This window comes from Haloarcula sp. HT12 (genome assembly GCF_055271655.1).
In genome coordinates this window covers 417,190-440,594 of record NZ_JBUXKW010000002.1, presented here as the reverse complement: position 1 = coordinate 440,594, position 23,405 = coordinate 417,190, and the positions used below count along the sequence as shown (strand labels likewise).

The following is a 23,405-nucleotide window of genomic DNA, read 5'->3' as shown; positions in this document are numbered from 1 at the left end:
AGTCGAGGGGCTCACAAGTCGCGGACTGACCGCCAGGAGAACGGGCCGACGGCGGCGTAGCGTCTCGCCCGCGTCGCACGGAACCCGAGCCGTTCGAACAGCGCCCGCGACGGCCGGTTATCGAGTGCCACGAGCGCCGTCGCACCCTTTGCCCCCTCATCGGCTGCGTGTCGGCACGCCGCGGCGACCATCGCCGTCGCCGCCCCTTGGTTCCGAGCGCTCGGGGCGACGAACACGCGCCTGATGTACGCGCCGTCGAACGACAGCCGCCGGTCGAGGGGCGCGATGTGATGTGTCGCCCCGACGGAACAGAACAGGTAGCCCACCGGATCCCCGTCGACGGCGGCGGCGACGACGTCCTCACCCTGCATGAGATCGTCGACCGGTGGGTCCAGCGACGCGACGCGGGCCGGGTCACAGCGCTCGACGACCACGCCGGTGTCTGTGGGTATCGGCTCCGCGAGCGGCCGGGTGTACTCGTACATCCACGTCGCCGTGATGCCTGCCCGGGCGAGCGCGTCGTAGGCGGACCGACCGTATCGGTTCCGAGTCAGTCGCCACAGTCCCGTCATAGCGCCCTCCCGGGTCGTTCGTTCGCCGTAGATGGTCCGCAGTAGCGTCCCTTGATAGCACGCTCGGCCATCCCGCCACCGGCGTCATCCGAATCAGTCACGTCAGTACCGATGGGCCGCGCCGTCGCATAATCCGTTACTATGATATCTATATAGAGTTGGGTTTCTTGACAGTTCGACCGACGTGGGTGTGCGCTGCTCCGACACAGACGGTGGCCGCGTTTAACCGCGAGCAACGCATACCCGGACGTATGAGTGAGACACAGTCGAACGAGCGGATCACGGTCTTCTCAGACTACGTCTGCCCGTTCTGCTATCTCGGGCGCGAATCGCTGCGGCAGTACCAGTCGACGCGCGAGGACGACCTGGAGATCGACTGGCAGCCCTTCGACCTCCGGAGCGGGAAGCGCAACCCCGACGGCTCCATCGACCACTCCGTCGACGACGGCAAGGACGAGGACTACTACGAGCAGGCCAAGCAGGGCGTCCGCCGACTCCAGGAGAAGTACGGCGTCGAAATGGATCTGGATATCGCCACTGACATCGACTCCCTGCCCGCCCAGGTCGCGTCCTACTACGTCAAGGAGCACGACGACTACGAGACGTGGCTGGCGTTCGACGTGGCCGTCTTCGAGGCGCTGTGGCAGGACGGGCAGGACATTGGCGACGAGGACCTGCTGGTCGAGCTGGCCGAGGACGCGGGCGTCGACGGCGGCGAGATCCGGTCGGCGCTGTCGGACGACACGCTCCGGTCTGAGGTCCGCGAGAAGTTCACGGCGGCCCAGCAACAGGGTATCACCGGCGTCCCGACGTTCGCCTACGACGGCCACGCCGCCCGCGGCGCGGTGCCGCCCGAGCAGTTAGAACGGCTGGTCGAAGGGACCTGAGCGGCGACCGAAGCGGGACCGTCTGGGCGGACCTCACGCGACGCGGTTCCGAAGCGACTCGCCGCGGTCGATCCGTTCGATGTTCTCTTCGACGAGGGCCGCGATGTCCTCGTGATAGCGGTTCGTGAACGCGGCGACGTGTGGCGTCACGATGACCGACTCGTGGTCCCAGAGCGGATGGGTCTCCGGCAGCGGCTCTTCCCAGTGGGCGTCGAGGGCCGCCCCAGCAATTATTCCGTCGTCGAGCGCATCAAGCAGCGCGTCTTCGACGACGACCGGTCCCCGGGCGACGTTGACGAGATAGCTGTCCGCCCGCATCGCTTCGAGGAGGGCGGCGTCGACCATGCCTTCGGTCTCCCCGGTGAGCGGGCAACACAGCACGACGAAGCGTGCATCGGCCACGGCGGCGTCCAGTTCGTCGGGCGTGTACACGCGCTGGACGTTCTCCGCGGGGTCCCCGGAGCGGCGAACGCCGACGACGTCCATCCCCAGCGCGTCGGCCCGGTCGGCGACGCCCTGACCGATGGTCCCGAGGCCGATCACGCACACCTGCTCGCCGGTCAGTGTGAACGGTGCTTCGTAGGGCTCCTGCGTCCAGTCGCTGTCACCTTGCCGGTCCCGATAGACGTGGAGGCGACGGGCGAACGCCGTCAGATAGCCGACGACGGTCTCCGGGACGGTGTCGCCGTGGATACCGGTGCTGTTGGTCAGTGCCGTCCCGGTGGCCTCGTAGGCCTCGACGTCGAACTCGTCGTAGCCCGCGCGGACCCCGTGGACCCAGGCGGCGTCCAGAAACGCGTCCCGCGGGGAGAACGTGACGACGCAGTCACCGGCGCCGAAAGAGGCGTCGTCGCCGACGGTTTCGACGGGGACGCCGAACCCTTCCAGCGCGGCGACCATCGCTTCCAGCGGACAGGCTTTCGCGACCGAGTCGTGGACAGCGATTCTGGCGATATCCATACCCGTCCCTGCGTCGGGGGCAGTATAGTCCTTTTCCGGAACGCGGCGAGGCGTTGAACCGATCAGTCCCAGCGACTATCGAGTGCGTCGACACGCATCTCGATGTAGCGGCGGGACCACTGCTTCGAGAACCGACGCAGGGATCCAAAGAGCCCGTCCGTGTCCGCGGCGTCGGTAGGAACGTCTTCATCGTAACTCGACCGGCCGCCCGACTCCATCGGTCCCTCTGGAAAACTCATAACGATACATGTTACCACGGGCTGTGAAATAAATAGTAGGGATATTAGGATAGGAGGATTATCGCTCGCTTTTGCTGTCTTCACCGAATTTTTACCATCATTTTTGAAACAAACACAGACAACAAGGGATTTAAACGATAGTTCACAATGCTGGGTTCACGCGTCAATGACCACGTCGTCACCGTCCAGTCGACTCCAGAAGGGGTTTCTCAAGTACCAGCATGTCTTCGTATTTCTGGCACCACTGCTGTTCGTCGTCGGTGTGTACGCCATTGCACCGACGCCCGCGGACGCCGGCACTGGCTACTGGTTCGAGTACTGGTGGCTCTGCATCGCCTTCGTCACCGGTGCCACCATCGTCAATACGGTTGGTATCAGCGGGTCGGCACTGTTCGTCCCGTTTCTCATCTTCATCTTCCCGCTACTCGCCGGGGAGACGCTGACTCCGGAAACACTGGTGAAGGTCGGACTCATCAGCGAATCGTTCGGCCTCTCCAGTTCGGCACTCGCGTTCATCCAGTACGGACTCGTCGACCGACGGCTCGCGCTGAGTCTCGTCGCCGGAAGTGTCCCGTTCGTCATCGCCGGTGCCTTGCTTTCGTTCGTGATTCCGGAGCCGCTGTTTCACGCGTTGCTCGGCATCGCACTCATGGCAGCGTCGTACCTGCTATTCAAGGCCGACCTCGGCCACGAGGAACCGGGCGAGACAGGCGACAGTGACCCCGACGTGTCAGCTGACGGTGGCGATACGACGCTTCCGGACGACGCCAACAAACTCGGGCCGGCCGGCGTCGAAACGGCTGAAAACGGAGCAGTGACGCGCGTCGACCGCGACGGCAACGACTACGGCTACACGCGCGGCGGCTACCTCGAACGCTTCGCGAACTACAGCATCGGCGGCGTCTTCCAGGGGCTAGCCGGCTTCGGCGTCGGTGAACTGGGCATCATCTCGATGCTCCGAACCGACGTTCCCGTTCGGGTCGCTATCGGCACAAACCACATCGTCGTGGCGCTGACGGCCGTGCTGGCATCGCTCGTCCACGTCTTCGGCGGTGGCCTCGTACCGGGCGCACACTCGATGGACCTCGCATCGACGCCGTGGAACATGGTCGTCTGGACCGTACCCGCGACCGTCACCGGCGGCCAGATTGCACCGTACGTTTCGACCGCACTGGATACCGGGACGATCAAGAAGTTCGTCGGTGGGCTGTTCGCAGTCATCGCCGCCGCGCTGTTCCTGATGGCGACGGGTGGCTTCTAGACCGATGTACGACACCATTCTCCTCCCGACCGACGGCAGCGACGGTATCGGTGCGGCCGCGAGACACGCCGGAACGATTGCAGGCCGGTTCGACGCGACGGTCCACGTGCTCTCGGTCGTCGACACCCGAAACCGGTTCGAGAGCCCGTCGAGCGGTCTCTCGGCCGACGCGTGGATCGAGGCAGAGCGCGAACGCGCCGAGGCGGCCATCGAAGCGACCGTCGCCGAGTTACCGGACGGCGTTTCGGTCGAGACCACGCGGCGAGAGGGCGTCCCGAAGACGGAAATCGTCGACGCCGTCACGGAGATTCCGGCGGATCTCGTTGTGATGGGGACCCACGGCCGGACCGGACTGGATCACTATCTCATCGGGAGCGTCGCGGAGACGGTCGTCCGCGAATCGCCGGTGCCGGTGCTGACCGTCCAGCTATCGGACGAGTGAGCACGGTGCAGAGGCCTGTGTGACCGCATCAGCCATCGACCAGGTCTGGCCGGGACGGATCAGTCGCCCGGTGGTACGCAGACAGCACGAGCGCGTGGAACGCGACGAGAACGCCGACACCGACGACGATGACTGCGACCTGCAGCGGCGTCGAGAGCAGCCCCAGTGAGACGATGAGCGTCGTCGCACAGGCCGGCGCGTGGACCGTGTCGGTGGCGATCATCCCCCAGCTCGTGGCGACAATCGAGAGCGTCGCGCTCGCGACGAGGCGGAACCCGGCCATCGAGAACGCGGTCGGGTCCGCGACGAGCGAGACGCCGCCAGCGAGCAGGCTGTACGCGAACAGACCCGCAACGCCGCCGATGAGATGGCTCACGACGACGCTGACCAGCCCAGTCCGGTCGCCGTCCCGCTGAAACGCGAGGATGAACGCAGAGGGGCCGAGACTCGGGAAAATGAACGGCTGTCCGCTCGCCCACGCGAGCGTCCCGAGAACGACGAACAGCACGCCGGCGTACAGGCTCGTCCCGATCCGATGCCGTCGCATTGCTCCCGGTAGGAAACTGGATGGATAAGACAGTCACGGTCCGACAGAGCGACGGCGTAGTCCCGAGTGGGGACAACAGCGGCCGACAGCTCCAGTCAGAGAGCCGTAGTTGGCGTGCCGTCCTCGCTCGGGGCCGACGGCGGCATGCCGTCGGTCTCGCGGAGTTGCTCGAACGCGACCGCGATAACTGCGGTGCTGTACAGCGACACCAGGGGTTGTATAACGATGGTCGGAAGCTGCGCGGCCGACTGTGGGAGCGCCAGCGCGCCGACGAGTCCGACGACACCGCCGACGAGCGCCCCAGCAGCGATGACGATGAACAGCAGTCCGAACAGCGCCAGCCGGTCGCCCTCGGTGAGCCGGTAGCTCTTCTTGAGTGCGGCGACGAAGTTCCGGTCTTCGACGATGACGTACGGTACCATGAAGACGAACGCGACGTACGCGAATATGCCGGGGATGAGTAGCAAGAGCGACCCGAAGAACACCAGCAGGCCGTAGACGATCCCGCCGACGAATACGTTCACCATCGCGAGCGGGACGTTCCGCGTGAAGGCGCCATCGGGGAAGTGTTCACGCGCATTGGCCACGAACGTCCGGAAGGATACGATGGTGAGATACAGCGAGATAACGAAGCCGACAGCGATACCGGCACCGGCGACGGACAGCGGGATATCGAGGGTGAGCGGCAGGGCTGCAGCGATCTCACCGTACCCCAGTCTGGTGTAGGTAGTCGCTAGGATCGTGTTAAACAGTGCCTGAAAGCTAATCAGGAGGGCGAAAAACGCCGCGAGTAGTATCGCGCCGGTACGACTGAACAGGCGGTACCCCGCCTCTTGGAGGGTGGAACCGATCTGGAGGGCCATCAACCGACCGTTTCAACGAGCGGGTGTAAAAACGTTTTCTCAGTATGATAATTCAACCCACTGGGGACGGGTCTATTCTGACGGGTTCTCGACGAATTCGATAAGCTCCTCGGCCGGTACGAAGCCGTCGGCACGGCGGTCGATAAGCTCCCCGTCGGCAAACAGCAGGAACGTCGGGACGCTCCGGACATCGAACGCATCGACGGCGTCGAGATCGTTTTTCGGATTGAATACGACCACCGTGGCGTCAGTAGCTTTCGCGGCGATATCGAGTATCGGCTCCATCGACTTGCAGATGGTACAGCCGGTCGTCCGGACCATCACCAGCACGCGGTCGGTCGTCGCCAGTACGTCGTCGAGTTCGCTCCGTGTTTCGACCGTTCGAACGCTGTGTTCCGTTGTCGTGTCCATACGGACGGTACGTGCCACAGCGCGAAGAACCCCGCGACGGGCACACCGTCCGGTCAGCTGTGACGAGGATACTAGCCCGTCATTCATCGATTTCCCGCACGACAGCGGCGGGGTTCCCCTGGGCGACGACGCCGGCGGGAACGTCGTCGGTGACGACCGCGCCGGACCCGATGACGGCGTCGTCGCCGATGGTGACGCCCGGATTGATGACTGCCTGCCCGCCGATCCAGACGTTGTCGCCGACAGTCACGGGCTTCCCGTACTCGACGCCGCTACGTCGTTCCGCCGGGTCCAGCGGGTGCGTCGCGGTGTAAATGTGGACGCCCGGGCCGAGCAGGCAGCCGTCGCCGATATCCACCCGGCAGACGTCCAGTACGACGCAGTCGAAGTTCGCGTAGAAGCTATCGCCGACGTGGATGTTGTCGCCGTAGTCACACCGGAACGGGGGTTCGACGTGGCAGTCCGCACCGACGGACCCGAACAGTTCCTCGATGAGTGTCTGTCTGGTGTCGGTTTCCGACGGCTCGGTTCGGTTGTACTCCCGGGTGAGTTCGTTCGCACGCTCGCGGGCGGCCACGAGGTCCGGGTCGCTCGCGTCGTAACGCTCGCCCGCGAGCATCTTCTCCTTTTCAGAGGGCATGCCGATCTGCCTCCGATGTGCAGTCAGCGCAGGACTGCTGTGTAATCATGTCCTGTGGTTTACCTGCCCGGCTAAGAGACGTTACGGTCGGCTGTCTGAATCGGTTCCGGGAAGCGGTCCCGGCCCGGAACGGATTTATAGTCGACCGTCGCCTACCATGGTTCGTGAACCGCACGGCAGCGCTCGACGCGGTCGTCTTCGGGGTCGACATCCAGAGCGGCGACGTGCGCGGCGACGCGCCGTCGTACGCGCTGGTGGTCTTCGACGGGGAATCAGTCGAGCGAGACGTGGTCTCGCGGCGGAAGCTCCGTCGGCGTATCGAGAACGATGAGCCGGCCATCGTCGCGACGGACAACATGTACGAACTCGCCGAGGACAAGGACGCTCTGATTCACGTCCTCGGGTCGCTCCCCGACGAGACGAAACTGGTGCAGGTGACCGGTGACGAGCGGCCGGAACCGCTCTCGCGGGTCGCCAAGCGCCACGGCGTCCCCTACGGCAAGGACCCGATGGAAGAGGCGGAGGCCGCGGCCAGATTGGCCGCCGCAAACGTGGGCCAGGAGGTGTCGGCGTTCACCGACACGACGGAGGTGAAGGTCTCGCGTGGCCGCTCGACCGGCAAGGGTGGCTGGTCCGAGGACCGCTACACGCGGCGCATCCACGGCGCGGTGAAGAAGCGAGCGCGCGAGATCGAATCCGAACTCGACGCCGCCGGCCTGGAGTACGAGCGAGACGTGACCGAGAAGTACGGCGGCTTCTCCAACGCCGTGTTTCAGGTGTCGGCCCGGCCACAGGACATCCCCGTATCGAGAGCTCGGTCGGGCGACACGCGCGTCGAGATCGAGCGCCAGCGACGGGACGGTATCGAGTTCAGACCGCTGGCGAAACGGCGCGATCACGTCGTCGTCGGCGTCGACCCCGGAACGACGACGGCGGTCGCCATCGTCTCCCTCGACGGGACCGTGCTGGACGTGTACTCCTCGCGGACCGACGACGCCGCCGCGACGACGGAGTGGATCATCGAGCGCGGGCGGCCCGTCGTCGTCGCCGCCGACGTGACGCCGATGCCCGAAACCGTCGAGAAACTCCGGCGGTCCTTTAGCGCCGCCGGCTGGGAGCCCGACACGGACCTGCCCGTCGACGAGAAGAAACACCGGACCCGCGAGGAGGCCTACGACAACGACCACGAGCGCGACGCGATGGCTGCCGCGCTCTACGCCTTCGACCACCACGCCGACCAGTTCGAGCGCGTCGCGAGCAAGGTGCCGCCACAGCACGACGTGGGGCCGGTCGTCGACCGCGTCGTCGCCGGCGAGGAGAGCGTCGAGACGGTGCTTCGGGACCTCGAAGACGACGACGGCGAGGCCGAGGAGGCCACGGCGCACGAGCCCCGCGAACTCACCGACGACGAGAAGGAGATCAAGCGGCTGAACGCCCGCATCGAGCGGCTCGAATCACACGTCGACGACCTCAAAGAGACGATCAAGCGCAAGGACGACCAGCTCGCCGAGAAGGACAAGCAGCTGGAGAAGGCCCGCAGCGAGGGCCGGCGCGAAGTCAGGAAAGACCGCGAGGTGACGCGGCTCCAGCGGCGCAACGAGGCCTTAGAGCGGAAGGTCGAGGAAGAGGAGGAGAAACGCGAGGCGCTGGCCGACAAGCTCGACCGGCTGAAGGCGCTGTGGAAGCTCGATCACTCGAACTTCGCCGACGTCTCGGAGAAACAGGCGGGGCTGACCCCGGTCAAGGTTGTCGAGCAGTTCACCAGAGACGCCATCGCCGACGCCGACGAGCGGTTCGGCCTCGTCGAGGACGATATCGTCATGTTCCGGGACGCCTCCGGCGCGGGCCGGTCGACCGCCCAGCAGTTGGCCGACATCGATCCCGAGATCGTCCTCCGGAACGGCAACCTCTCGGACGTGGCTGACCAGGTGCTGTTCGACAACGACATCCCCGTCGCGCCAGCGGAGATGGTCTCCGTCCAGGAGGTTGACGAACTGGCCGTCGCCCGCGAGAGCGAGATCGAGGCCGCAATCGAAGACTGGGAGGGGCGGGCCGCCGACCGCCGGAAGGAACAGAACGCCGAGATGGTCGACCAGATCATCAGCGAACACCGTGCCGACCGGCCGACGAGCGAGAACTGACCATCACCTGAGTCCTCGGTAGTCGGGGGAACGCGCCTGTTCGATTCCGCGACCGAGTGACGCGCTGTCCCGCAGTAATTGATCGTATCTGAACGATTATGCTGTCCGGGATCGTATCACATGCATGGACGCCCAGTGTCGTATGTTAGAAGTGGCGCTGGACACGCTTGACGACGTTTTCTACGTCTACGACGCGGACGGACGGCTCGCCTACTGGAACGCGCGACTGAATGCCCTGTTTGCCCTGACGGACGCGGAGTTATCTGGGATGGCCCCGACAGAGTTCTTCGTTGAGGCCGACCGGCCGTCCGTCGAGGCGGCTATCGCCGAGGTGTTCGAGTCCGGCCAGACTGCGGTCGAGGCGCGGGCCGAGACGACAGAGGGCCCGGTGACGTTCGAACTCAGCGGCCGGCTCCTCACTGACGACGACGGCACAGTGCTGGGGTTCAGCGGCACCGGCCGCGACGTGACCGAGCGCCGCGAACAGGCGTGGCATCTCCAGCGACAGAACGAGCGGCTGACGGAGTTCGCCGACCTCCTGGCACACGATCTCCGAACGCCCCTTGCCGTCACGAGCGGCCACCTCGAACTGGCCGCCCGGGAGATGTCGCCCGAGCACATCGAGAGCGCCAGAGACGGACTACAACGGCTGGAGGCGATTATCGACGACTTGCGGACCGCGACCAAGGAGGGGACGCTGGCGACCAAGAAAACGACGGTCGATATCGCCGACGTGGCAGCGACCGCGTGGAGCCACGTCGAGACAGACGCAGCGACGCTTGAGCAGTCGCCGTCGATACTGGTCCAGGGCGACGAGAACCGGCTGTTGCGCCTGTTCGAGAACGTCTTCGCAAATGCCGTGACACACGGTCCTGTAGCCGGCGAAGGGAGTGAAGGCGGCGACCGACCACAGCTGACGGTTCGCGTCGAAGCGACGCCAGAGGGGTTCGCAATCGAGGACGACGGCCGGGGTATCGACGCCGAGGACCGCGAGTGGGTGTTCGAACCGGGCGCGTCGCGGGCGACCGGGGGGACCGGATTCGGGCTCTACATCGTCAGGACAATCGCCGAGGCCCACGGCTGGACGGTACGCGTCACAGAAAGCGACGAGGGCGGCGCGCGGTTCGAGTTCGACGTCGACGCGGACACCGCCTGTTAGTTGTGGCCGGTCGTCAGGGCATTCCGCCGCCGCCCATACCGCCACCGCCCATGCCGCCCATGCCACCGCCGCCGAGTCCGAACGCGCCGAGCAAGCTCGTGACGAGGCCGTAGACGACCAGCCCGAGGCCGCCGACGACCAGGGCGATGCCGGCGGCGACGATGGGTGCCTGCCACGCGACCAGACCGATGCCGGCGAGCAACACGACGATGCCGCCGATGCCAACCGCACCGAGTTTATCGAGCATACCCGTGTTGGTCCAGCGGGCGGACAAAAGCCCGTCGGTCAGTGCTCGAACCCGGTGTCGACGTTCTGTGCCGCCGCGACCATCTCGGCGATGGTGTCCTGCCGGCGAAGCAGCCGCATCGTGTCGCCCTCGACGTCGAAGGTTCCGTCCATCGCGGCGGCGGAGATGTCCAGATCGCCCTGCAACATCGTGACCCACTCGCTGTAGGGGCCGCGGAACGCGAAGTCGTACTCGGGGTCCGCGGTCGTCCCGGCGGCGGTACAGACGCCGTCCTCGATGACGACCGAGAACTGTATCGGCTCGCCGGTGTAGGCGTCGTCGGCGCGGATTTCGAAACAGAACACGGCGGTGAAGCCGTCGGCGCTGTCAGCGAACGCGGCCCGCTCGTTGATCCGGTCGCGCCACGCAGCGGCCCAGTCATCGGCCTCGGTCGGGAGCATCACCGTCATTGGCAGGCGATATGCGAGGGGGGCTTTTCTGTGTTGTCCTCCGATATTACGCCCGCGCCCGGCCGACGATCACGACAGCGGCGAGCAACAGACCGCCCCCGACCAGGAACCAGGGGCCGACCCGCTCGCCGAGCAGGGCCGCGCCGAGCGCGGTCCCGACCAGCGGCTGGGCGACGAACAGCACCGAGACGGTGCCGGCGTCGACGTACTCCAGGCCCTTGTACCAGAGGTACCACGCCGCCGCGGTGGCGAACACGCCGAGATACGCGACCGCGCCGAACACCGCGGGGTCCGTCGGCAGTGACCCGACCGAGCGGCCGAGGAACCACAGTTCACCAGCCGAAAGCAAGGCGAGCATCGGCGTCGCCGCGACGGTGGCGTAGGTGGCGGTCTCCAGCGCGGAGAACCGCGACACGAGGGGCTTCCCCCAGACAGTGTAGGCGGCCCACGTCACGCTCGCACCCAGCAGGGCGAGCACGCCAACGGGGTCGAGGCTCCCGTCGAGCCCGCTGTCTGCGACGACGAGCACCGTGCCGACGGTGGCGAGGGCGACAGCGCCGGCCTTCGCGCGGGTGAGCCGCTCGTCGACGACGACGGCGGCCAACAGGAGCGCGGCGACCGGCGTTGCGACGGTGAGCAGCGATCCCTGGCTGGCGGTCGTCAGATCGGTTCCGACGAACTGCGTGACGATGGTCGCAGTCACCAGCGCGCCGAGGCCGACGAACCCGCGCCAGTCGCTCCGGGTCGGAGAGCGAGTGGCCACCGTGGATTTGACGACGGCACCCAGCAACACCGCCCCGATGGCGACGCGGAGAAACCCCAGCGTGACGGGCGGAATCGCCCCGAACCCCCACTTGCTCACGACGTACATGCCACCCCAAAGGGCCGCGGCCAGGAGCGGCGCGATCACGCCGAATGTTCGGTCCATCCGACTCATCGTGGTCTGTCAGTCGCGGCTGCTCCGCAGTAGAGAGATAGCACAGTACTCATCGATAGCATACAGTTGATTCGGAACTGGAACGGCGGCGGTATCAGCGCCGCGATTCGCCGCCAAGATACAGCCGGGACACCTCGGGGTCGTCGAGCAGCGAGTCGGCCTCGCCCTCGAACTTGACCGTCCCCTGGTCGAGGACGAACCCGCGGTCGGAGATGCCCAGCCCCTCGCGGGCGTTCTGCTCGACCATGAGGATCGACGTGCCGAGTTCGTTGACCGTCTCCACGTCGTCGAACACCTCTTTCGCGGTGTTCGGTGCGAGCCCAGCGCTTGGCTCGTCGATGAGCAACACGTCGGGCTCCATCACGAGCGCGCGGGCGAACGCCAGCACCTGCCGCTGGCCGCCCGAGAGCGTCTTCGCGTTCGCGGTTCGCTTGTCGTCGAGGATGGGGAACCGGTCGTACAGTTCGGCGACGACCTCGTCGAGGCCGCCATCGCGGGCGACCCCGCCCATCCGGAGGTTCTCATCGATGGTCAGCGAGCCAAAGACGTTCTCGGTCTGTGGGACGTAGCCGACGCCGATTCGGACGATGTCCTCGGGGGCCATCCCACCGATCTCGCGGTCGCCAAGGCGGATCGAGCCGGTCCAGGGTGCCAGCATGCCGAACACCGTTTTGAGAACGGTGGACTTGCCGGCCCCGTTCGGGCCGACGAGACAGGCGATCTCGCCCTCGCCGAGCGTCAGCGAGAGGTCCTCAAGCACCTGCACCTCGCCGTAGCCGCTGTCGACGCCGTCGACGGTGAGGATCGGGTCGGTCATTCCGACGGCCCTCCCAGGTAGGCGTCGATGACGCGCTCGTCGCTCCGGACCGCCTCGGGCGGCCCCTCGACGAGGACACTCCCCTGATTGAGGACGATGATCGGGTCGGCCAGCCGCATGATGAAGTTCATGTCGTGTTCGATGATGAGGAAGGTGATCCCCTCCTCGTTGAGTTCCTCGATGAACCCGGCCAGTTTGTCGGCCAACACGGGGTTGACGCCAGCGACGGGCTCGTCCAGCAGGAGCAGGTCGGGCTCGGCCATCATCCCGCGGGCCAGTTCGACCAGTTTCATCTGCCCGCCGGAGAGATCCGTCGCGGGCTGGGTGGCCAGGTCGCCGATTTCGAACCGTTCGAGCATCTCCTGGGCCTGTTCCAGCGAGCGCCGTTCCTCCTGCTCGACGGTGTCAGGCGAGGTGAACAGCGGAATGATCGACTCGCCGGTCTGGTCGTGTGGTCCCACCAGCAGCGCCTCCCGGACGGTCATCCCCTCCGGCTTGCGCGGCGTCTGGAACGTCCGGATCATCCCCTGGTCGGCGATCTGGTGCGGCTTCTGCCCGGTCACGTCGACGCCGTTGACCGCGACGGAGCCGCCGTCGGGCTCGTAGAAGCCCGAAACGAGGTTGAACAGCGTCGACTTGCCGGCCCCGTTGGGACCGATGAGGCCAGTTATCGTGCCGCGTTCGACCTCGATGGACGCGTCGTCCGTCGCCACGAGGCCGCCGAAGCGCTTCTCAAGCCCCTCCGCGCGGAGGACGGGGTCGTCCTTCCCGAGGACGGGGCCGTCGGAGACGAGCGACTGCTCACTCATCGCGACCACCGCCCAGCGAGTCGGGCCAGATGAGTTCGCGCTCCGGCGGGAGGATTCCCTCCGGGCGCAGCCTGACAATAAAGATGATCAGCAGCCCGACCAGCATGAGCCGCAGCGGTGCGGCACCGATTGGCAACGCGCCGGTGTCGGTCATGAAGCGCGTCCCCTGCTGGATGGCGACGATGGTGAACCCGCCCAGCATCGCGCCGCGGTCGCTGCCGGTGCCCCCGAGGATGACGGCGACCCAGACGTAGAACGTCGTGATCGGCTGGAGGTCCTGCGGGCTGACGAACAACACGAGATGGGAGTAGAACACGCCCGCGAGGGCCATGATGAGGCTCCCAATGACGAAAGCCTGCATCTTGAACGCGAACGTGTTCTTGCCAAGCGTCTCCGCGAGGTCCTCGTCGGTCCGGATCGTCCGCAGGACGCGCCCCCACGGCGACTGGTGGATGCGACGGAGGAACAGGTAGACAGCTGCGACGATTACCGTGACGAGCACGACGTTCAGCGCGCTGGTGACGACCGACTGGCTCACGTTGAACAGCGGCGTCCCGCCCGCGTAGAAGACGTACGGGTAGGTCAGGTCGCCGAGCACGGGCCAGTCGGAGAAAAACAACGGGATGCCGGTCAGTCCGGCGCTGCCTGCCGTCCACTGTGATTCGTTGAGGATGAAGATACGCACGACCTCTGCGAGCCCGAGCGACGCGATTGCGAGGTAGTCGTCGCGGAGTTTCAGCGTCGGATAGCCGATGATGACCGCGAGCACTGCGGCGAGGGCGAGGCCGCCAAACAGCGCGACGACGGGACTGACGCCGCCGGAGATCGGCGAGCCGGACGCCGTCAGCAGCGCGGTCCCGTACGCGCCGAGGCCGAAGAAGGCCGCGACGCTGAAGTTGATCATGCCGCCGTACCCCCACTGGACGTTCAGCCCCATCGAGAGGAGCATGTACATCGCCGACAGCCCGACGAGATACAGTAGGTACGCCGGGGCGAGGAAGCCGGTGATGACCGCCACGAGCAGGAGCGCGGCGAGCACGCCCAGCAGTCCCGCGACACCCTTCTCCCGGGGCGAGTACGTCCCGACATCGAGTGCACTCATGTCATATCACCCGCGATGCCGCGGGGCCTGACAAGCAGGACCGCGACCATGATGACGAAGGCGACAGCCGGGGCGTAGGCGGTTCCGATCGGAAGGCCGACATCGCTGAGCAACGGCGTCAGTTCGTGGAGCATCCCGATGAGGAGCCCACCGAGCATCGCGCCGTACACCGAGCCGATGCCGCCGAGGATAACCGCGGCGAACACGACCAGCAGGATTTCGAAACCGATGCGCGGGTCGAGCTGGCTATACAGCGCAAGGAAGACGCCGCCAGCGGCGGCCAGGGCGCTACCGACTACCCACATCACGAGAATGACGCGGTCGGTTCGGATGCCGCTCACGCGTGCGAGGTCGGGGTTGTCGGCCGTCGCGCGCATCTTCCGCCCCAGCGTCGTCCGCTGGAGCAGCAGGTGGAGGGCGACCACGAGCACCGTCGCGCTGACGATGATCGCGACGTCGCGCTGTGTCACGGCGACGCCGAGGGACTCCCGCAACACCGGAATCGGTCCGCTACGGCGGATGTCGTACTGGAGGAAGTCCGTGCCGAAGGTTCCCTGTAACACCGCGCGGTAGACGAACGCCACGCCGATACTCGTGATGAGTAGCCCGATCGAGTCCGTATCGAGGGGCTTGTACACGAAGATGTGGGTCAGCACAGCGACGACGGCCGCAATCGCCATTCCGACTGCCAGGGACAGGAAGAACCCGATCGGGAGACCGAGAACGGTGCCACCGAGACCGCCCAACACGCCGAACGCGACGAACGCCCCGTAGGCACCCAGGGTCATCGTATCGCCGTGTGCGAAGTTCGCGAAATCGGCGATGCTGTAGACCAGCGAGAGCCCGATACTCCCGAGGATGATGATACTACTGAAAACGAGCCCGTTTGCCAGGTACTGTAATATCTGCGCCATTGGTGAAAATGGGAAGGGTAGCGGCCGCCTTAGCCCTCGATGAAGCCGCCGGATTCGTACGCGTGGTCCACGACTTCGAACACCTGTAGCAACCCAACCGGATCACCGTTCTCGTCGAGGTCGATGGGGCCGCTCACCCCAGTGTAGTCCACGTCGGACGGCGAGCCACCGTTCGCCAGAATCTCGTGTGCCTCCTCGTAGGTGGTCGCTTCCTCGCCTTCGGGCCGAGTCACGTCCCGGACGACCTCCATGAGCGCCGAGCCAGTGAACTCGTCCGCGGCCTCGATGGCGAGCGCGCTGACCACCACTGCGTCGTAGGCGTACGCCGACCACGACGTGGGTTCCTCGCCGAAGCGGTCCTCGAACTCCGAGACGAACGCCTGGTAGTTCTCGGCGTCCTGTGGAACACTCGGGACCACGGCTTTCATCCCGTCGAGACTGCCCTCGGGGGCCGATTCGAGGACTTTCGGGCCTTTGACGCTGTCGCCACCGTACCAGGCGGCCTGGTCGGTGACACCCAGGTCGAACGCCTCCTGGGACATCGTCGCGAACTCCGGCTGGTAGGTGATGAACACCCACGCGTCGGCGTCGGTGTTTGACATCGAGGAGATGGTGCTGCTGTAGGAGGACTGGCCCTGGTCGTGGGGTTCGTTGTAGACGATTTCCCCGTCGAAGGAATCGAGGAAGGCCTCGCCGACGGACTGCCCGTAATCGTTGTTAATCCAGGCCAGCGCGGCGGACTCGTGGCCGTCTTCTTCGAGAAGCGTGGAGATCGCCTCCGCCTGTGCCTTGCCGGCCGGCGGCATCCGGAGCAGGTCCGGGAAGTTCGTCAGGTTCGGGCTGGTGCTGTTCTGGCTGATCTGGACGACGTCCGTGTTCTGGACAACGCTCTCGTGGATAGCCGTGCTGACACCGCTGCCGACGGTCCCGATGAGCAGCGGGACCTCCTCCTGGTTGACCAGGGTCTGGGCCGCGCTGACCCCGCCCTGACTCGTGCTCTGGTCGTCCTGCTGTGAGATCTCCAGTTCGCCGCCGCTGACGCCGACGGCGTTGACGTCGTCGAGCGCGATCTCCTTGCCGCGCTGGTTCCGCTGCCCGAACGCGGAAAGCGAGCCGGAAAGGCTGTCCACCATCCCGATGGTGTAGGTTTCGGAGCCCGAATCCGTCGAGGCCTCCGTCGATCCGCCGTCACCACCGTCCCCATCGTCACCGTCGCCCCCGTCACTGTCTTCAGGAGCACCGCCAGAACAGCCGGCGAGGCCGACGAGTCCGGCGCTGGCAGCGGCTTTGATTACGGTTCGCCTGTCAATCGAACGCGTGTCATGGTCGTTCATGGTATTCTGATAGCCTTTTTCGTAAGTCCCTGTATAACCGTGTCCCCGTCCATGGTAGGTGCCACGTTCTGGCCGGGATACGGGAAGCCGAGAATTAATACTTCTGAAACGCGTTTCCCGCACAGCGTATCCCTACAGCCACGAACTGCCGGTAGTTCACCGGACCCACGTACGAGTAGGAACCGACGCGCATCGTACCCGATTGCTCCGTCGACTGCTCCCTTTTGTGGAACGGGTACGTGTGCGCGGTTGACAGGCCCCGTCGTTCTGACGGCGACCCGTCGCCCCGATGGCGGCCACACCATCGGCGCACGTGCCGAAGTGACCCGTCCGACCGTCTCGGGCACGGCAAGCACACGAGTTCCCGAGGCGACGACGATAGGCTCGGGAGCTTCACCCCCACTTGATTTCAACTGACTCAGGGCGGTTTTTTTGGTAGGGGGTGCGTTTAGGCTGATATGGTGGCGTAGATTCGATAATGATTCCGCCGATAGCGAACAACTTCGTCGCCGGGGAGACAGCGCCGGGGGCGCTCGACCACGTCGCTTCGCTCAACGACGACGATGTCAAGGGCATCTTGAATCTGTTAGGCGAACACTACGACGAGCGCCAGCCCGCCGACGAGGACGCCGATCAGTACATCGAGCTAGTCAGAGAGATCGACAGAAGCGGCCTCGACTGCTGTATCTCGGTCAAGCCCTCCCAGATCGGCCTCGACGTGGGCGACGACGTGTTCGTCGAGAACCTCGAACGGATCGTCGCGGCGGGCGACGAGCACGGCGTCTTCGTCTGGGTCGACATGGAGGACTACACCACGACCGACGTGACCCTCGACGCGTACGAGCGACTCGTTACGGAACACGAGGGGGGCGTCGGCGTCTGTACGCAGGCGAACCTCAAGCGCACGCCGGAGGACCTCGAGCGGCTCGCGCCCCTCCCCGGCAAGGTCCGACTCGTCAAGGGGGCCTACTCCGAGCCCAAAGAGGTCTCCTACAAGAAGAAAGAGCGCGTCAACGAAGCCTACCGGGACTGTCTCGAACTGATGTTCGAGGAGTTCGAAGGCGGCGTCGCCGTCGGCAGCCACGATCCGGCGATGATAGACTACGCGAAGGAGTTACACGACGAGTACGGCACTGACTACGAGGTACAGATGCTGATGGGCGTCCGCGACGACGCCCAACGCGAACTCGCCGCGGAAGGCGTCCCCATGTGGCAGTACATCCCCTACGGCGACAAGTGGTTCTCCTACTTCTACCGACGTGTCCGCGAGCGCAAAGAGAACGCGCTGTTTGCCGTTCGGGCCGTCCTGAGCTAGGAGTCCGGATCGAGCAGTTTCGCCTCGGCCTTCCGGAGATGTTCCAGTAGCGTCGTCTTCGAAACGCCGAGCTCCGACGCGAGTTCGCGCGTCGAGATGCCCCGCGGCCACGCGTAGTAGTCCTCCTGTCGAGCGAGCTCGAACGCCTCGCGCTGGCTGTCCGAGAGCCGGTCCATGCGCCGGAGCTGTTTCGGGTTGCCGCCGCCGGCGGACGTTATCCGGGTGACCTCGATATCGGCCGACTGCTCCTCGCGGATCTCTTCGAGAAGCGACTCGGCTTCGTCGCGGGAGTCCGGGAAGAACACGGGCCAGTGCTCGCGCCCGTGACGGACGCGAACCGGATCGTTGTGGATGAAGCCACGCGAGAGGAGGCTGTCGCTGATGGTGTTGTCCGGGTCGTACTCGACGAACAGCTCACGGGTCGTGTTCCCCGGTGAAGAGCCTGTCCCGGTGGCGCCGTGGCGCTCGCGCAGTTCCAGGACCGAATCGGTCAGCGACGAGTCACGGGTCGCGTCGATGAGGTCCTCGACATCGCTAATGCTGTCGGCATAGGCCGTAAACAGGCCTTTCACGCTGCCGTTCTGTGTGTTGTACACGCCGTGAGCCAACAGACCGGCCGCCGTCTTGTCGGTGACTTCGAGCGTCCAGCAGTCGGGGTGCCAGATGCTCAGCGTCAGTTGGAGTCCGCCGTCTTCTAATTGTGCTTCACTCATACTGAGCGCCCTCCGTATGAAGGGGTGCTAAAGGTAGTCACGATATGGACGCAAATAAAGGTGCGGTTCATAAGGGGAACACCGACCATGGTAGGCAATGCCGATTTTCGATGGCACATCAGGCCATGGTGAACAGCAGCCGACCCCCCTGACCATGGACGGTGGAACATATTGGTGGGGGACGCGTACAGTACATACCATGAGTACAGACGACTCACGACGACACTACATCGACGGTGACTGGACCACAGGCACCGGCGACGAAACGTTCACGAGCCAGAACCCGGCAACCGGTGAGGCGCTCGCCTCGTTCCACCGGGGAACCGAGGCCGACGTCGACCAAGCGCTGGCCGCGGCGGAGGACGCCTACGACGAGTGGCGCTCGCTCTCGCACATCGACCGCGCGGAGTACCTCTGGGACATCTACCACGAGCTGCGTGACCGCCACGAGGAACTCGGGGAGATCGTCACCATGGAGTGTGGCAAGGAGATCAGCGAAGGGCTGGCCGACGTGACCGAGTCCTGGCACATGGTCGAGTGGGCCGCCGGCAACGCCCGCCACCCCCACGGCGACGTGGTCCCCTCCGAGATCGCCAGCAAGGACGCCTACATGCGGCGCAAGCCGAAAGGCGTCGTCGGCTGTATCACCCCCTGGAACTTCCCGGTCGCCATCCCGTTCTGGCACCTCGCGGTGACGCTGGTCGAGGGCAACACCGTCGTCTGGAAGCCCGCCGAACAGACCCCGTGGTGTGCCCACATCATCGCCGAGATGTTCGAGGACTCGGGCATCCCGGACGGCGTGTTCAACCTCGTGCAGGGGTACGGCGACGCCGGCAACGCCATCGTTGAGGACGACCGCGTCGAGACGGTCCTCTTTACCGGCAGTGCCGAAGTCGGCCACAAGATCGCCTCCAAGGTCGGCGGCCAGCCCGGCAAGATCGCCGCCTGCGAGATGGGCGGGAAGAACGCCGTCGTCATCACGGAGGAAGCCGACCTCGACATCGCCGTCCACTCGGCCGTGATGTCAAGCTTCAAGACGACCGGCCAGCGCTGTGTCTCCTCGGAACGACTCATCGTCCACGAGGACCTCTACGACGAGTTCAAGGAGCGGTTCGTCGACGTCGCATCGGACATCGCCGTCGGCGACCCGCTGGAGGAAGACACCTTCATGGGCCCGCTCATCGAGGCCGATCAGGTCGAGAAGTTCAAACGCTACAACGACCTCGCCCGCGAGGAGGGCGCGAACGTGCTCGTCGACCGTGCCGACCTCGGTGCCGAGGAGATCCCCAACGGCCACGAAGAGGGCCACTGGGTCGGCCCGTTCGTCTACGAGATCGACTACGACGAAGACCTACGTTGCATCAACGAGGAAGTGTTCGGTCCTCACGTCGCTCTGCTTGAGTACTCCGGAGACTTCGACGAGGCGCTGGAGATGCACAACAGCGTCGACTACGGCCTCGCCGGCGCGATCATCTCCGAGGACTACCGCCAGATCAACCGGTTCCGCGACGAGGCCGAGATCGGCCTCGCCTACGGGAACCTCCCGTGTATCGGCGCGGAGGTCCACCTGCCCTTCGGCGGCGTCAAGAAGTCCGGCAACGGCCTCCCGAGCGGCCGCGAGGTCATCGAGGCCGTCACTGAGCGCACCGCCTGGACGCTGAACAACTCCAAGGACATCGAGATGGCACAGGGCCTCTCGGCGGACATCATCACCGATGAGTAAGTCGGTCCAACCGCCGGAGATCGGCTCCGTCTGTCCGCGCTGTCGCGGCGAGACGACGACGGCGAAAGGCATCGAGACCTGCACCGACTGCTCGTGGGTCGGCTGTCTCGGCGCTGACTGACACTACTGGCTGTCCTTATTGCAGGATATTCGCCACCCCGGGTGGCGAACTGCTTCACGTACAGCCGACTGTACGGGCGCTCGCCGTTACGACTTTTCTGTACGGCCCCAACGTCTGTCCCACACCGTGTCGGGGGCCACGGACCGCGTTTGCGGTCCAACTTTTCCAAACCTTAAACCTCTCCCCGTCGAAGTACCGTCTATGAGCGACAACGACAGCAGAAAGAACCTGCGGATGCCGGAAGAGGACGAGGTGTTCGCCGTCGTCATGGACATGCTTGGCGCGAACCGCGTCAAGGTACGCTGTATGGACGGCGTCGAGCGCACAGCCCGGATTCCGGGCAAGATGCAAAAGCGGATCTGGATACGCGAAGACGACGTGGTGCTCGTCGAGCCCTGGGACTGGCAAGACGAGAAAGCCGACATCACGTGGCGCTACGAGAAACAGGACGCCGACCAGCTACGCGAGGAGGGACACATCCAGGAGTAGCCTGAGATGTATCTGGCCGCGGGCTCGACGGAGGCAAAAGCGTGACCGAGGGGCAGTTCGGCCTGCTCGACACGGACGACGTTGACTCGCCGGGCGACGAGTGGGAGGAAGTCGACGTCTCCGATACAGAGGCCGACAAAATCGCCCGCAAGCGGGACCGCGAGTTCAGCGAGTTCCGCGAGCGCATCAAGGACGCCGACCAGTTCAAAGTCGAGGCCAGCGTCTTCGACGACGCCACCTACGGCGCGCTGTACAAGCTCGTCCAGGACGGCCACATCGACGCTTTCGGCGGGCCGATTTCGACTGGCAAGGAAGCGAACGTCTACACCGCTCTCTCTGGCGACAAGGAGGTCGCCGTCAAGGTGTACCGCATCAACGCCTCCGATTTCAAGGACATGCGGAGCTATCTCGACGGCGACCCCCGGTTCGAGGGCATCGGTTCGGACAAGAAGAAGGTCGTCACCGCGTGGGTCCGCAAGGAATCGTCGAACCTCAAGCGCGCCCGGCGGGCCGGCGTCCGGACGCCCGAACCCATCGCCGTCGAGCGGAACGTCCTCGTGATGGAGTATCTCGGAACCGAGGAGGGCCGGAGCAAGCGCCTCAGTGAGGTCCACATCGAGAACCCCGAAACCGCCTACGAAGTCGTCAAGGAGTACACCCGCCGGCTGTACGACGCCGGCCTCGTCCACGGCGACCTCTCCGAGTACAACATCGTCTTCCACGAGGGGCAGTTATACATCATCGACCTCGGCCAGGCGGTGACCATCCACCATCCCAACGCCGACGACTTCCTGGAACGGGACTGTCGCAACGTCGCGAACTTCTTCGCCCGGCAGGGCGTCGACGCCACGCCGGCGGAACTGCTCGCGTACGTCAAGGAGTACGCGACGCCGAAGGACACGGACGACACCGCCCCGGGGAGCGACGACGACGCCGTCCCGCAGGGGACGCCGGCCGACCGCCGTGACGAGGAGTAGTCACCCGCTTTCTGTTCGCAACGAGAGAGAATATATCGCCGCGGCGATAAATGATCGGAGGCATTGGCAGTCATGCCGTAATCCTCTGCAAGCAAACCGAAGTACAGCGCTCCTATTACTCGGTTTATCACAAACTCGTTTTGGAGTGAAAACCGCAGTGCGTAATGCATTAGATAACGTATAACTCAGCATGTATGACCTATCACAGCGGCCCCTCTGTCGCTGGCCTGTCCGGGGTGGGGACGGCTGATGGACAGTCGCCCATCTGACAGTAGTCCGGACCAGCAGACAGCACACACCGGCGACTCGGTTTCTGACCGGCTTATCGAGGGACTGTCCTCGCATGCAGTGTTCATGCTCGACGCTGATGGCACCATCACGACCTGGCCCGACCCGGCAGCGGCGCTGTACGGCTACGACCGGGGCACGACAGTCGGCCACCACGTCGACATGTTGTTTGCCGACCCCGAGGACCTGGAGACGACCGTGGAATCACTGCTGACGGAGGCGACGGACGGCCCCATCGAGACACAGCACTGGCACCGGCAGGCTGACGGGTCGGTGTTCCGGGCGACCCTCTCGCTCTCGCCGCTCGGGGACGGGGACCCGGAGGGGTTCGTCGCGGTCAGCCAGGACACGACCGAGAAACACCAGTACGACAAGATGCTCGAACGCCAGAACGACCGGCTCAAGGAGTTCACCGATATCCTCGCCCACGACCTGAAGAGTCCGCTCAGCGTCATCTCCTCACGAGTGGAACTGGCCCGCGAAACCGGTGACGAGGAACACCTCGACGCGCTCGAAGAGACGAGCGACAGGATGGCCCGCCTCGTCGACGATCTGCTCTCTGTCGCCAAGCAGGGTAACGTCGTCACCGACCCGGGGACGACGAACGTCAAGGACGTCGTCGACACCGCCTGGGAGGGGGCCGGCGAAACAACCGAGCGAGCCACGCTCCACTACGATCACGTCGGCTCGGTGAGCGCCGACGCCGACCGCCTCATCGAACTGTTCGAGAACCTCTTTCAGAACAGCGTTCGACACGGCGACGGCGCTGTTATCGTCCGCGTCGGCCCGCTGGACCACGGCTTCTACGTCGAGGACGACGGTCCCGGCATCCCGACCGATATCAAAGACGACGTGTTCGACCACGGCTTCACCACAGACGAGGACGGCAGCGGCTACGGGCTCTCGATCGTCCGGACCATCGCGGGCGCCCACGGCTGGGACATCCGCGTCGCCGACAGCGACGCGGGCGGGGCACGGTTCGAAATCACCGGCGTCGAGTTTCTGGACTGATGGCGCTTCCGTCGACGGAAACGCTCCACAGTTGTCA

Annotated in this window: 27 protein-coding genes; 11 read left to right on the top strand and 16 right to left on the bottom strand. The window is 65.2% G+C overall.

The window, feature by feature from the left end:
* Positions 1-11: 11 nt before the first annotated feature.
* Complete coding sequence (locus tag ACY9XZ_RS07450; protein WP_463456414.1) at positions 12-572, bottom strand: GNAT family N-acetyltransferase; 561 nt, start codon at positions 570-572, stop codon at positions 12-14.
* 251 nt (positions 573-823) lie between these two features.
* On the opposite strand from ACY9XZ_RS07450, the gene ACY9XZ_RS07445 reads away from it, so the two are divergent.
* Entirely contained in the window at positions 824-1,459 is a 636-nt protein-coding gene (locus ACY9XZ_RS07445; RefSeq protein ID WP_463456413.1) for a DsbA family oxidoreductase, read from the top strand.
* Positions 1,460-1,492: 33 nt separating this feature from the next.
* Here the strand turns inward: ACY9XZ_RS07445 and ddh are convergent, their stop codons facing one another.
* On the bottom strand, positions 1,493-2,419 hold the full coding sequence (gene ddh / locus ACY9XZ_RS07440) for a D-2-hydroxyacid dehydrogenase (protein WP_463456412.1): 927 nt from the start codon (positions 2,417-2,419) through the stop codon (positions 1,493-1,495).
* A gap of 62 nt (positions 2,420-2,481) precedes the next feature.
* Positions 2,482-2,658, bottom strand: coding sequence for a hypothetical protein (locus ACY9XZ_RS07435; RefSeq protein ID WP_463456411.1), 177 nt, complete (start codon positions 2,656-2,658; stop codon positions 2,482-2,484).
* 166 nt (positions 2,659-2,824) lie between these two features.
* On the opposite strand from ACY9XZ_RS07435, the gene ACY9XZ_RS07430 reads away from it, so the two are divergent.
* Both ACY9XZ_RS07430 and ACY9XZ_RS07425 read left to right on the top strand, forming a co-directional pair.
* Positions 2,825-3,919, top strand: a complete 1,095-nt coding sequence (locus tag ACY9XZ_RS07430) for a sulfite exporter TauE/SafE family protein (RefSeq protein ID WP_463456410.1) — start codon at positions 2,825-2,827, stop codon at positions 3,917-3,919.
* Between the two features lie 4 nt (positions 3,920-3,923).
* On the top strand, positions 3,924-4,361 hold the full coding sequence (locus ACY9XZ_RS07425; RefSeq protein WP_463456409.1) for a universal stress protein: 438 nt from the start codon (positions 3,924-3,926) through the stop codon (positions 4,359-4,361).
* 28 nt (positions 4,362-4,389) lie between these two features.
* Here the strand turns inward: ACY9XZ_RS07425 and ACY9XZ_RS07420 are convergent, their stop codons facing one another.
* The 4 genes from ACY9XZ_RS07420 to ACY9XZ_RS07405 form a co-directional block, all read right to left on the bottom strand.
* Complete coding sequence (locus tag ACY9XZ_RS07420; RefSeq protein ID WP_463456408.1) at positions 4,390-4,908, bottom strand: HPP family protein; 519 nt, start codon at positions 4,906-4,908, stop codon at positions 4,390-4,392.
* Positions 4,909-5,003: 95 nt separating this feature from the next.
* Positions 5,004-5,771 (bottom strand): hypothetical protein, encoded by a 768-nt coding sequence (locus tag ACY9XZ_RS07415; RefSeq protein ID WP_463456407.1) that lies wholly within the window; start codon positions 5,769-5,771, stop codon positions 5,004-5,006.
* A 72-nt stretch (positions 5,772-5,843) separates the two neighbouring features.
* On the bottom strand, positions 5,844-6,182 hold the full coding sequence (locus ACY9XZ_RS07410; RefSeq protein ID WP_463456406.1) for a thioredoxin family protein: 339 nt from the start codon (positions 6,180-6,182) through the stop codon (positions 5,844-5,846).
* 79 nt (positions 6,183-6,261) lie between these two features.
* Positions 6,262-6,822 (bottom strand): sugar O-acetyltransferase, encoded by a 561-nt coding sequence (locus ACY9XZ_RS07405; protein WP_463456405.1) that lies wholly within the window; start codon positions 6,820-6,822, stop codon positions 6,262-6,264.
* Positions 6,823-6,986: 164 nt separating this feature from the next.
* Here ACY9XZ_RS07405 and ACY9XZ_RS07400 point away from each other — a divergent pair, with 164 nt between their 5' ends.
* Both ACY9XZ_RS07400 and ACY9XZ_RS07395 read left to right on the top strand, forming a co-directional pair.
* On the top strand, positions 6,987-8,963 hold the full coding sequence (locus tag ACY9XZ_RS07400; protein WP_463456404.1) for a DUF460 domain-containing protein: 1,977 nt from the start codon (positions 6,987-6,989) through the stop codon (positions 8,961-8,963).
* A 124-nt stretch (positions 8,964-9,087) separates the two neighbouring features.
* Entirely contained in the window at positions 9,088-10,122 is a 1,035-nt protein-coding gene (locus ACY9XZ_RS07395) for a sensor histidine kinase (protein WP_463456403.1), read from the top strand.
* A 13-nt stretch (positions 10,123-10,135) separates the two neighbouring features.
* On the opposite strand, the gene ACY9XZ_RS07390 is transcribed toward ACY9XZ_RS07395, so the two are convergent.
* The 8 genes from ACY9XZ_RS07390 to ACY9XZ_RS07355 all read right to left on the bottom strand — a co-directional run bounded on the left by ACY9XZ_RS07390 (position 10,136) and on the right by ACY9XZ_RS07355 (position 16,731).
* Positions 10,136-10,369 carry a DUF7470 family protein gene (locus ACY9XZ_RS07390; protein ID WP_463456402.1) on the bottom strand — a complete coding sequence of 78 codons (234 nt, stop codon included), beginning with the start codon at positions 10,367-10,369 and terminating at the stop codon, positions 10,136-10,138.
* Positions 10,370-10,407: 38 nt separating this feature from the next.
* Positions 10,408-10,818, bottom strand: coding sequence for an SCP2 sterol-binding domain-containing protein (locus ACY9XZ_RS07385; RefSeq protein WP_463456401.1), 411 nt, complete (start codon positions 10,816-10,818; stop codon positions 10,408-10,410).
* A gap of 46 nt (positions 10,819-10,864) precedes the next feature.
* Positions 10,865-11,746 carry a DMT family transporter gene (locus ACY9XZ_RS07380; protein WP_463456400.1) on the bottom strand — a complete coding sequence of 294 codons (882 nt, stop codon included), beginning with the start codon at positions 11,744-11,746 and terminating at the stop codon, positions 10,865-10,867.
* A 103-nt stretch (positions 11,747-11,849) separates the two neighbouring features.
* Complete coding sequence (locus ACY9XZ_RS07375; protein ID WP_463456399.1) at positions 11,850-12,572, bottom strand: ABC transporter ATP-binding protein; 723 nt, start codon at positions 12,570-12,572, stop codon at positions 11,850-11,852.
* Positions 12,569-13,381 carry an ABC transporter ATP-binding protein gene (locus tag ACY9XZ_RS07370; RefSeq protein ID WP_463456398.1) on the bottom strand — a complete coding sequence of 271 codons (813 nt, stop codon included), beginning with the start codon at positions 13,379-13,381 and terminating at the stop codon, positions 12,569-12,571. Before ACY9XZ_RS07370 ends, ACY9XZ_RS07375 begins: the two co-directional genes overlap by 4 nt.
* On the bottom strand, positions 13,374-14,483 hold the full coding sequence (locus ACY9XZ_RS07365; RefSeq protein ID WP_463456397.1) for a branched-chain amino acid ABC transporter permease: 1,110 nt from the start codon (positions 14,481-14,483) through the stop codon (positions 13,374-13,376). The genes ACY9XZ_RS07370 and ACY9XZ_RS07365 overlap by 8 nt, the downstream gene beginning before the upstream one ends.
* Complete coding sequence (locus tag ACY9XZ_RS07360) at positions 14,480-15,397, bottom strand: branched-chain amino acid ABC transporter permease (RefSeq protein WP_463456396.1); 918 nt, start codon at positions 15,395-15,397, stop codon at positions 14,480-14,482. The genes ACY9XZ_RS07365 and ACY9XZ_RS07360 overlap by 4 nt, the downstream gene beginning before the upstream one ends.
* Positions 15,398-15,426: 29 nt before the next feature.
* A complete protein-coding gene (locus ACY9XZ_RS07355) occupies positions 15,427-16,731 on the bottom strand; it encodes an ABC transporter substrate-binding protein (protein ID WP_463456395.1) in 1,305 nt (434 codons plus the stop codon).
* Positions 16,732-17,209: 478 nt separating this feature from the next.
* On the opposite strand from ACY9XZ_RS07355, the gene ACY9XZ_RS07350 reads away from it, so the two are divergent.
* A complete protein-coding gene (locus ACY9XZ_RS07350) occupies positions 17,210-18,046 on the top strand; it encodes a proline dehydrogenase family protein (protein WP_463456394.1) in 837 nt (278 codons plus the stop codon).
* Here the strand turns inward: ACY9XZ_RS07350 and ACY9XZ_RS07345 are convergent.
* Positions 18,043-18,759, bottom strand: coding sequence for a helix-turn-helix domain-containing protein (locus ACY9XZ_RS07345; protein WP_463456393.1), 717 nt, complete (start codon positions 18,757-18,759; stop codon positions 18,043-18,045). The two genes, ACY9XZ_RS07350 and ACY9XZ_RS07345, sit on opposite strands and share 4 nt — an antisense overlap.
* 199 nt (positions 18,760-18,958) lie before the next feature.
* On the opposite strand from ACY9XZ_RS07345, the gene ACY9XZ_RS07340 reads away from it, so the two are divergent.
* From ACY9XZ_RS07340 to ACY9XZ_RS07320, 5 genes are all read left to right on the top strand, one after another.
* A complete protein-coding gene (locus ACY9XZ_RS07340; RefSeq protein ID WP_463456392.1) occupies positions 18,959-20,482 on the top strand; it encodes an aldehyde dehydrogenase family protein in 1,524 nt (507 codons plus the stop codon).
* On the top strand, positions 20,475-20,603 hold the full coding sequence (locus ACY9XZ_RS07335; protein ID WP_275040378.1) for a hypothetical protein: 129 nt from the start codon (positions 20,475-20,477) through the stop codon (positions 20,601-20,603). Before ACY9XZ_RS07340 ends, ACY9XZ_RS07335 begins: the two co-directional genes overlap by 8 nt.
* Positions 20,604-20,804: 201 nt before the next feature.
* Complete coding sequence (eif1A, locus tag ACY9XZ_RS07330) at positions 20,805-21,092, top strand: translation initiation factor eIF-1A (protein ID WP_004516096.1); 288 nt, start codon at positions 20,805-20,807, stop codon at positions 21,090-21,092.
* Between the two features lie 41 nt (positions 21,093-21,133).
* Entirely contained in the window at positions 21,134-22,069 is a 936-nt protein-coding gene (gene rio1, locus ACY9XZ_RS07325; RefSeq protein ID WP_463456391.1) for a serine/threonine-protein kinase Rio1, read from the top strand.
* A gap of 249 nt (positions 22,070-22,318) precedes the next feature.
* Positions 22,319-23,368, top strand: coding sequence for a two-component system sensor histidine kinase NtrB (locus ACY9XZ_RS07320; protein WP_463456390.1), 1,050 nt, complete (start codon positions 22,319-22,321; stop codon positions 23,366-23,368).
* The last annotated feature ends 37 nt before the right edge of the window (positions 23,369-23,405 follow it).

Coding starts and splice junctions, on each gene's coding strand:
- ACY9XZ_RS07385 (WP_463456401.1), bottom strand. CDS start 10,818: ATGACGGTGATGCTCCCGACCGAGGCCGATGACTGGGCCGCTGCGTGG.
- ACY9XZ_RS07365 (WP_463456397.1), bottom strand. CDS start 14,483: ATGAGTGCACTCGATGTCGGGACGTACTCGCCCCGGGAGAAGGGTGTC.
- ACY9XZ_RS07410 (WP_463456406.1), bottom strand. CDS start 6,182: ATGGACACGACAACGGAACACAGCGTTCGAACGGTCGAAACACGGAGC.
- ACY9XZ_RS07335 (WP_275040378.1), top strand. CDS start 20,475: ATGAGTAAGTCGGTCCAACCGCCGGAGATCGGCTCCGTCTGTCCGCGC.
- ACY9XZ_RS07375 (WP_463456399.1), bottom strand. CDS start 12,572: ATGACCGACCCGATCCTCACCGTCGACGGCGTCGACAGCGGCTACGGC.
- ACY9XZ_RS07430 (WP_463456410.1), top strand. CDS start 2,825: ATGACCACGTCGTCACCGTCCAGTCGACTCCAGAAGGGGTTTCTCAAG.
- ACY9XZ_RS07395 (WP_463456403.1), top strand. CDS start 9,088: ATGGACGCCCAGTGTCGTATGTTAGAAGTGGCGCTGGACACGCTTGAC.
- ACY9XZ_RS07435 (WP_463456411.1), bottom strand. CDS start 2,658: ATGAGTTTTCCAGAGGGACCGATGGAGTCGGGCGGCCGGTCGAGTTAC.
- ACY9XZ_RS07415 (WP_463456407.1), bottom strand. CDS start 5,771: ATGGCCCTCCAGATCGGTTCCACCCTCCAAGAGGCGGGGTACCGCCTG.
- ACY9XZ_RS07380 (WP_463456400.1), bottom strand. CDS start 11,746: ATGGACCGAACATTCGGCGTGATCGCGCCGCTCCTGGCCGCGGCCCTT.
- ACY9XZ_RS07450 (WP_463456414.1), bottom strand. CDS start 572: ATGACGGGACTGTGGCGACTGACTCGGAACCGATACGGTCGGTCCGCC.
- ACY9XZ_RS07350 (WP_463456394.1), top strand. CDS start 17,210: ATGATTCCGCCGATAGCGAACAACTTCGTCGCCGGGGAGACAGCGCCG.
- ddh (WP_463456412.1), bottom strand. CDS start 2,419: ATGGATATCGCCAGAATCGCTGTCCACGACTCGGTCGCGAAAGCCTGT.
- ACY9XZ_RS07370 (WP_463456398.1), bottom strand. CDS start 13,381: ATGAGTGAGCAGTCGCTCGTCTCCGACGGCCCCGTCCTCGGGAAGGAC.
- ACY9XZ_RS07425 (WP_463456409.1), top strand. CDS start 3,924: ATGTACGACACCATTCTCCTCCCGACCGACGGCAGCGACGGTATCGGT.
- ACY9XZ_RS07360 (WP_463456396.1), bottom strand. CDS start 15,397: ATGGCGCAGATATTACAGTACCTGGCAAACGGGCTCGTTTTCAGTAGT.
- ACY9XZ_RS07320 (WP_463456390.1), top strand. CDS start 22,319: ATGGACAGTCGCCCATCTGACAGTAGTCCGGACCAGCAGACAGCACAC.
- ACY9XZ_RS07420 (WP_463456408.1), bottom strand. CDS start 4,908: ATGCGACGGCATCGGATCGGGACGAGCCTGTACGCCGGCGTGCTGTTC.
- ACY9XZ_RS07355 (WP_463456395.1), bottom strand. CDS start 16,731: ATGAACGACCATGACACGCGTTCGATTGACAGGCGAACCGTAATCAAA.
- ACY9XZ_RS07345 (WP_463456393.1), bottom strand. CDS start 18,759: ATGAGTGAAGCACAATTAGAAGACGGCGGACTCCAACTGACGCTGAGC.
- eif1A (WP_004516096.1), top strand. CDS start 20,805: ATGAGCGACAACGACAGCAGAAAGAACCTGCGGATGCCGGAAGAGGAC.
- ACY9XZ_RS07340 (WP_463456392.1), top strand. CDS start 18,959: ATGAGTACAGACGACTCACGACGACACTACATCGACGGTGACTGGACC.
- ACY9XZ_RS07405 (WP_463456405.1), bottom strand. CDS start 6,822: ATGCCCTCTGAAAAGGAGAAGATGCTCGCGGGCGAGCGTTACGACGCG.
- ACY9XZ_RS07390 (WP_463456402.1), bottom strand. CDS start 10,369: ATGCTCGATAAACTCGGTGCGGTTGGCATCGGCGGCATCGTCGTGTTG.
- ACY9XZ_RS07445 (WP_463456413.1), top strand. CDS start 824: ATGAGTGAGACACAGTCGAACGAGCGGATCACGGTCTTCTCAGACTAC.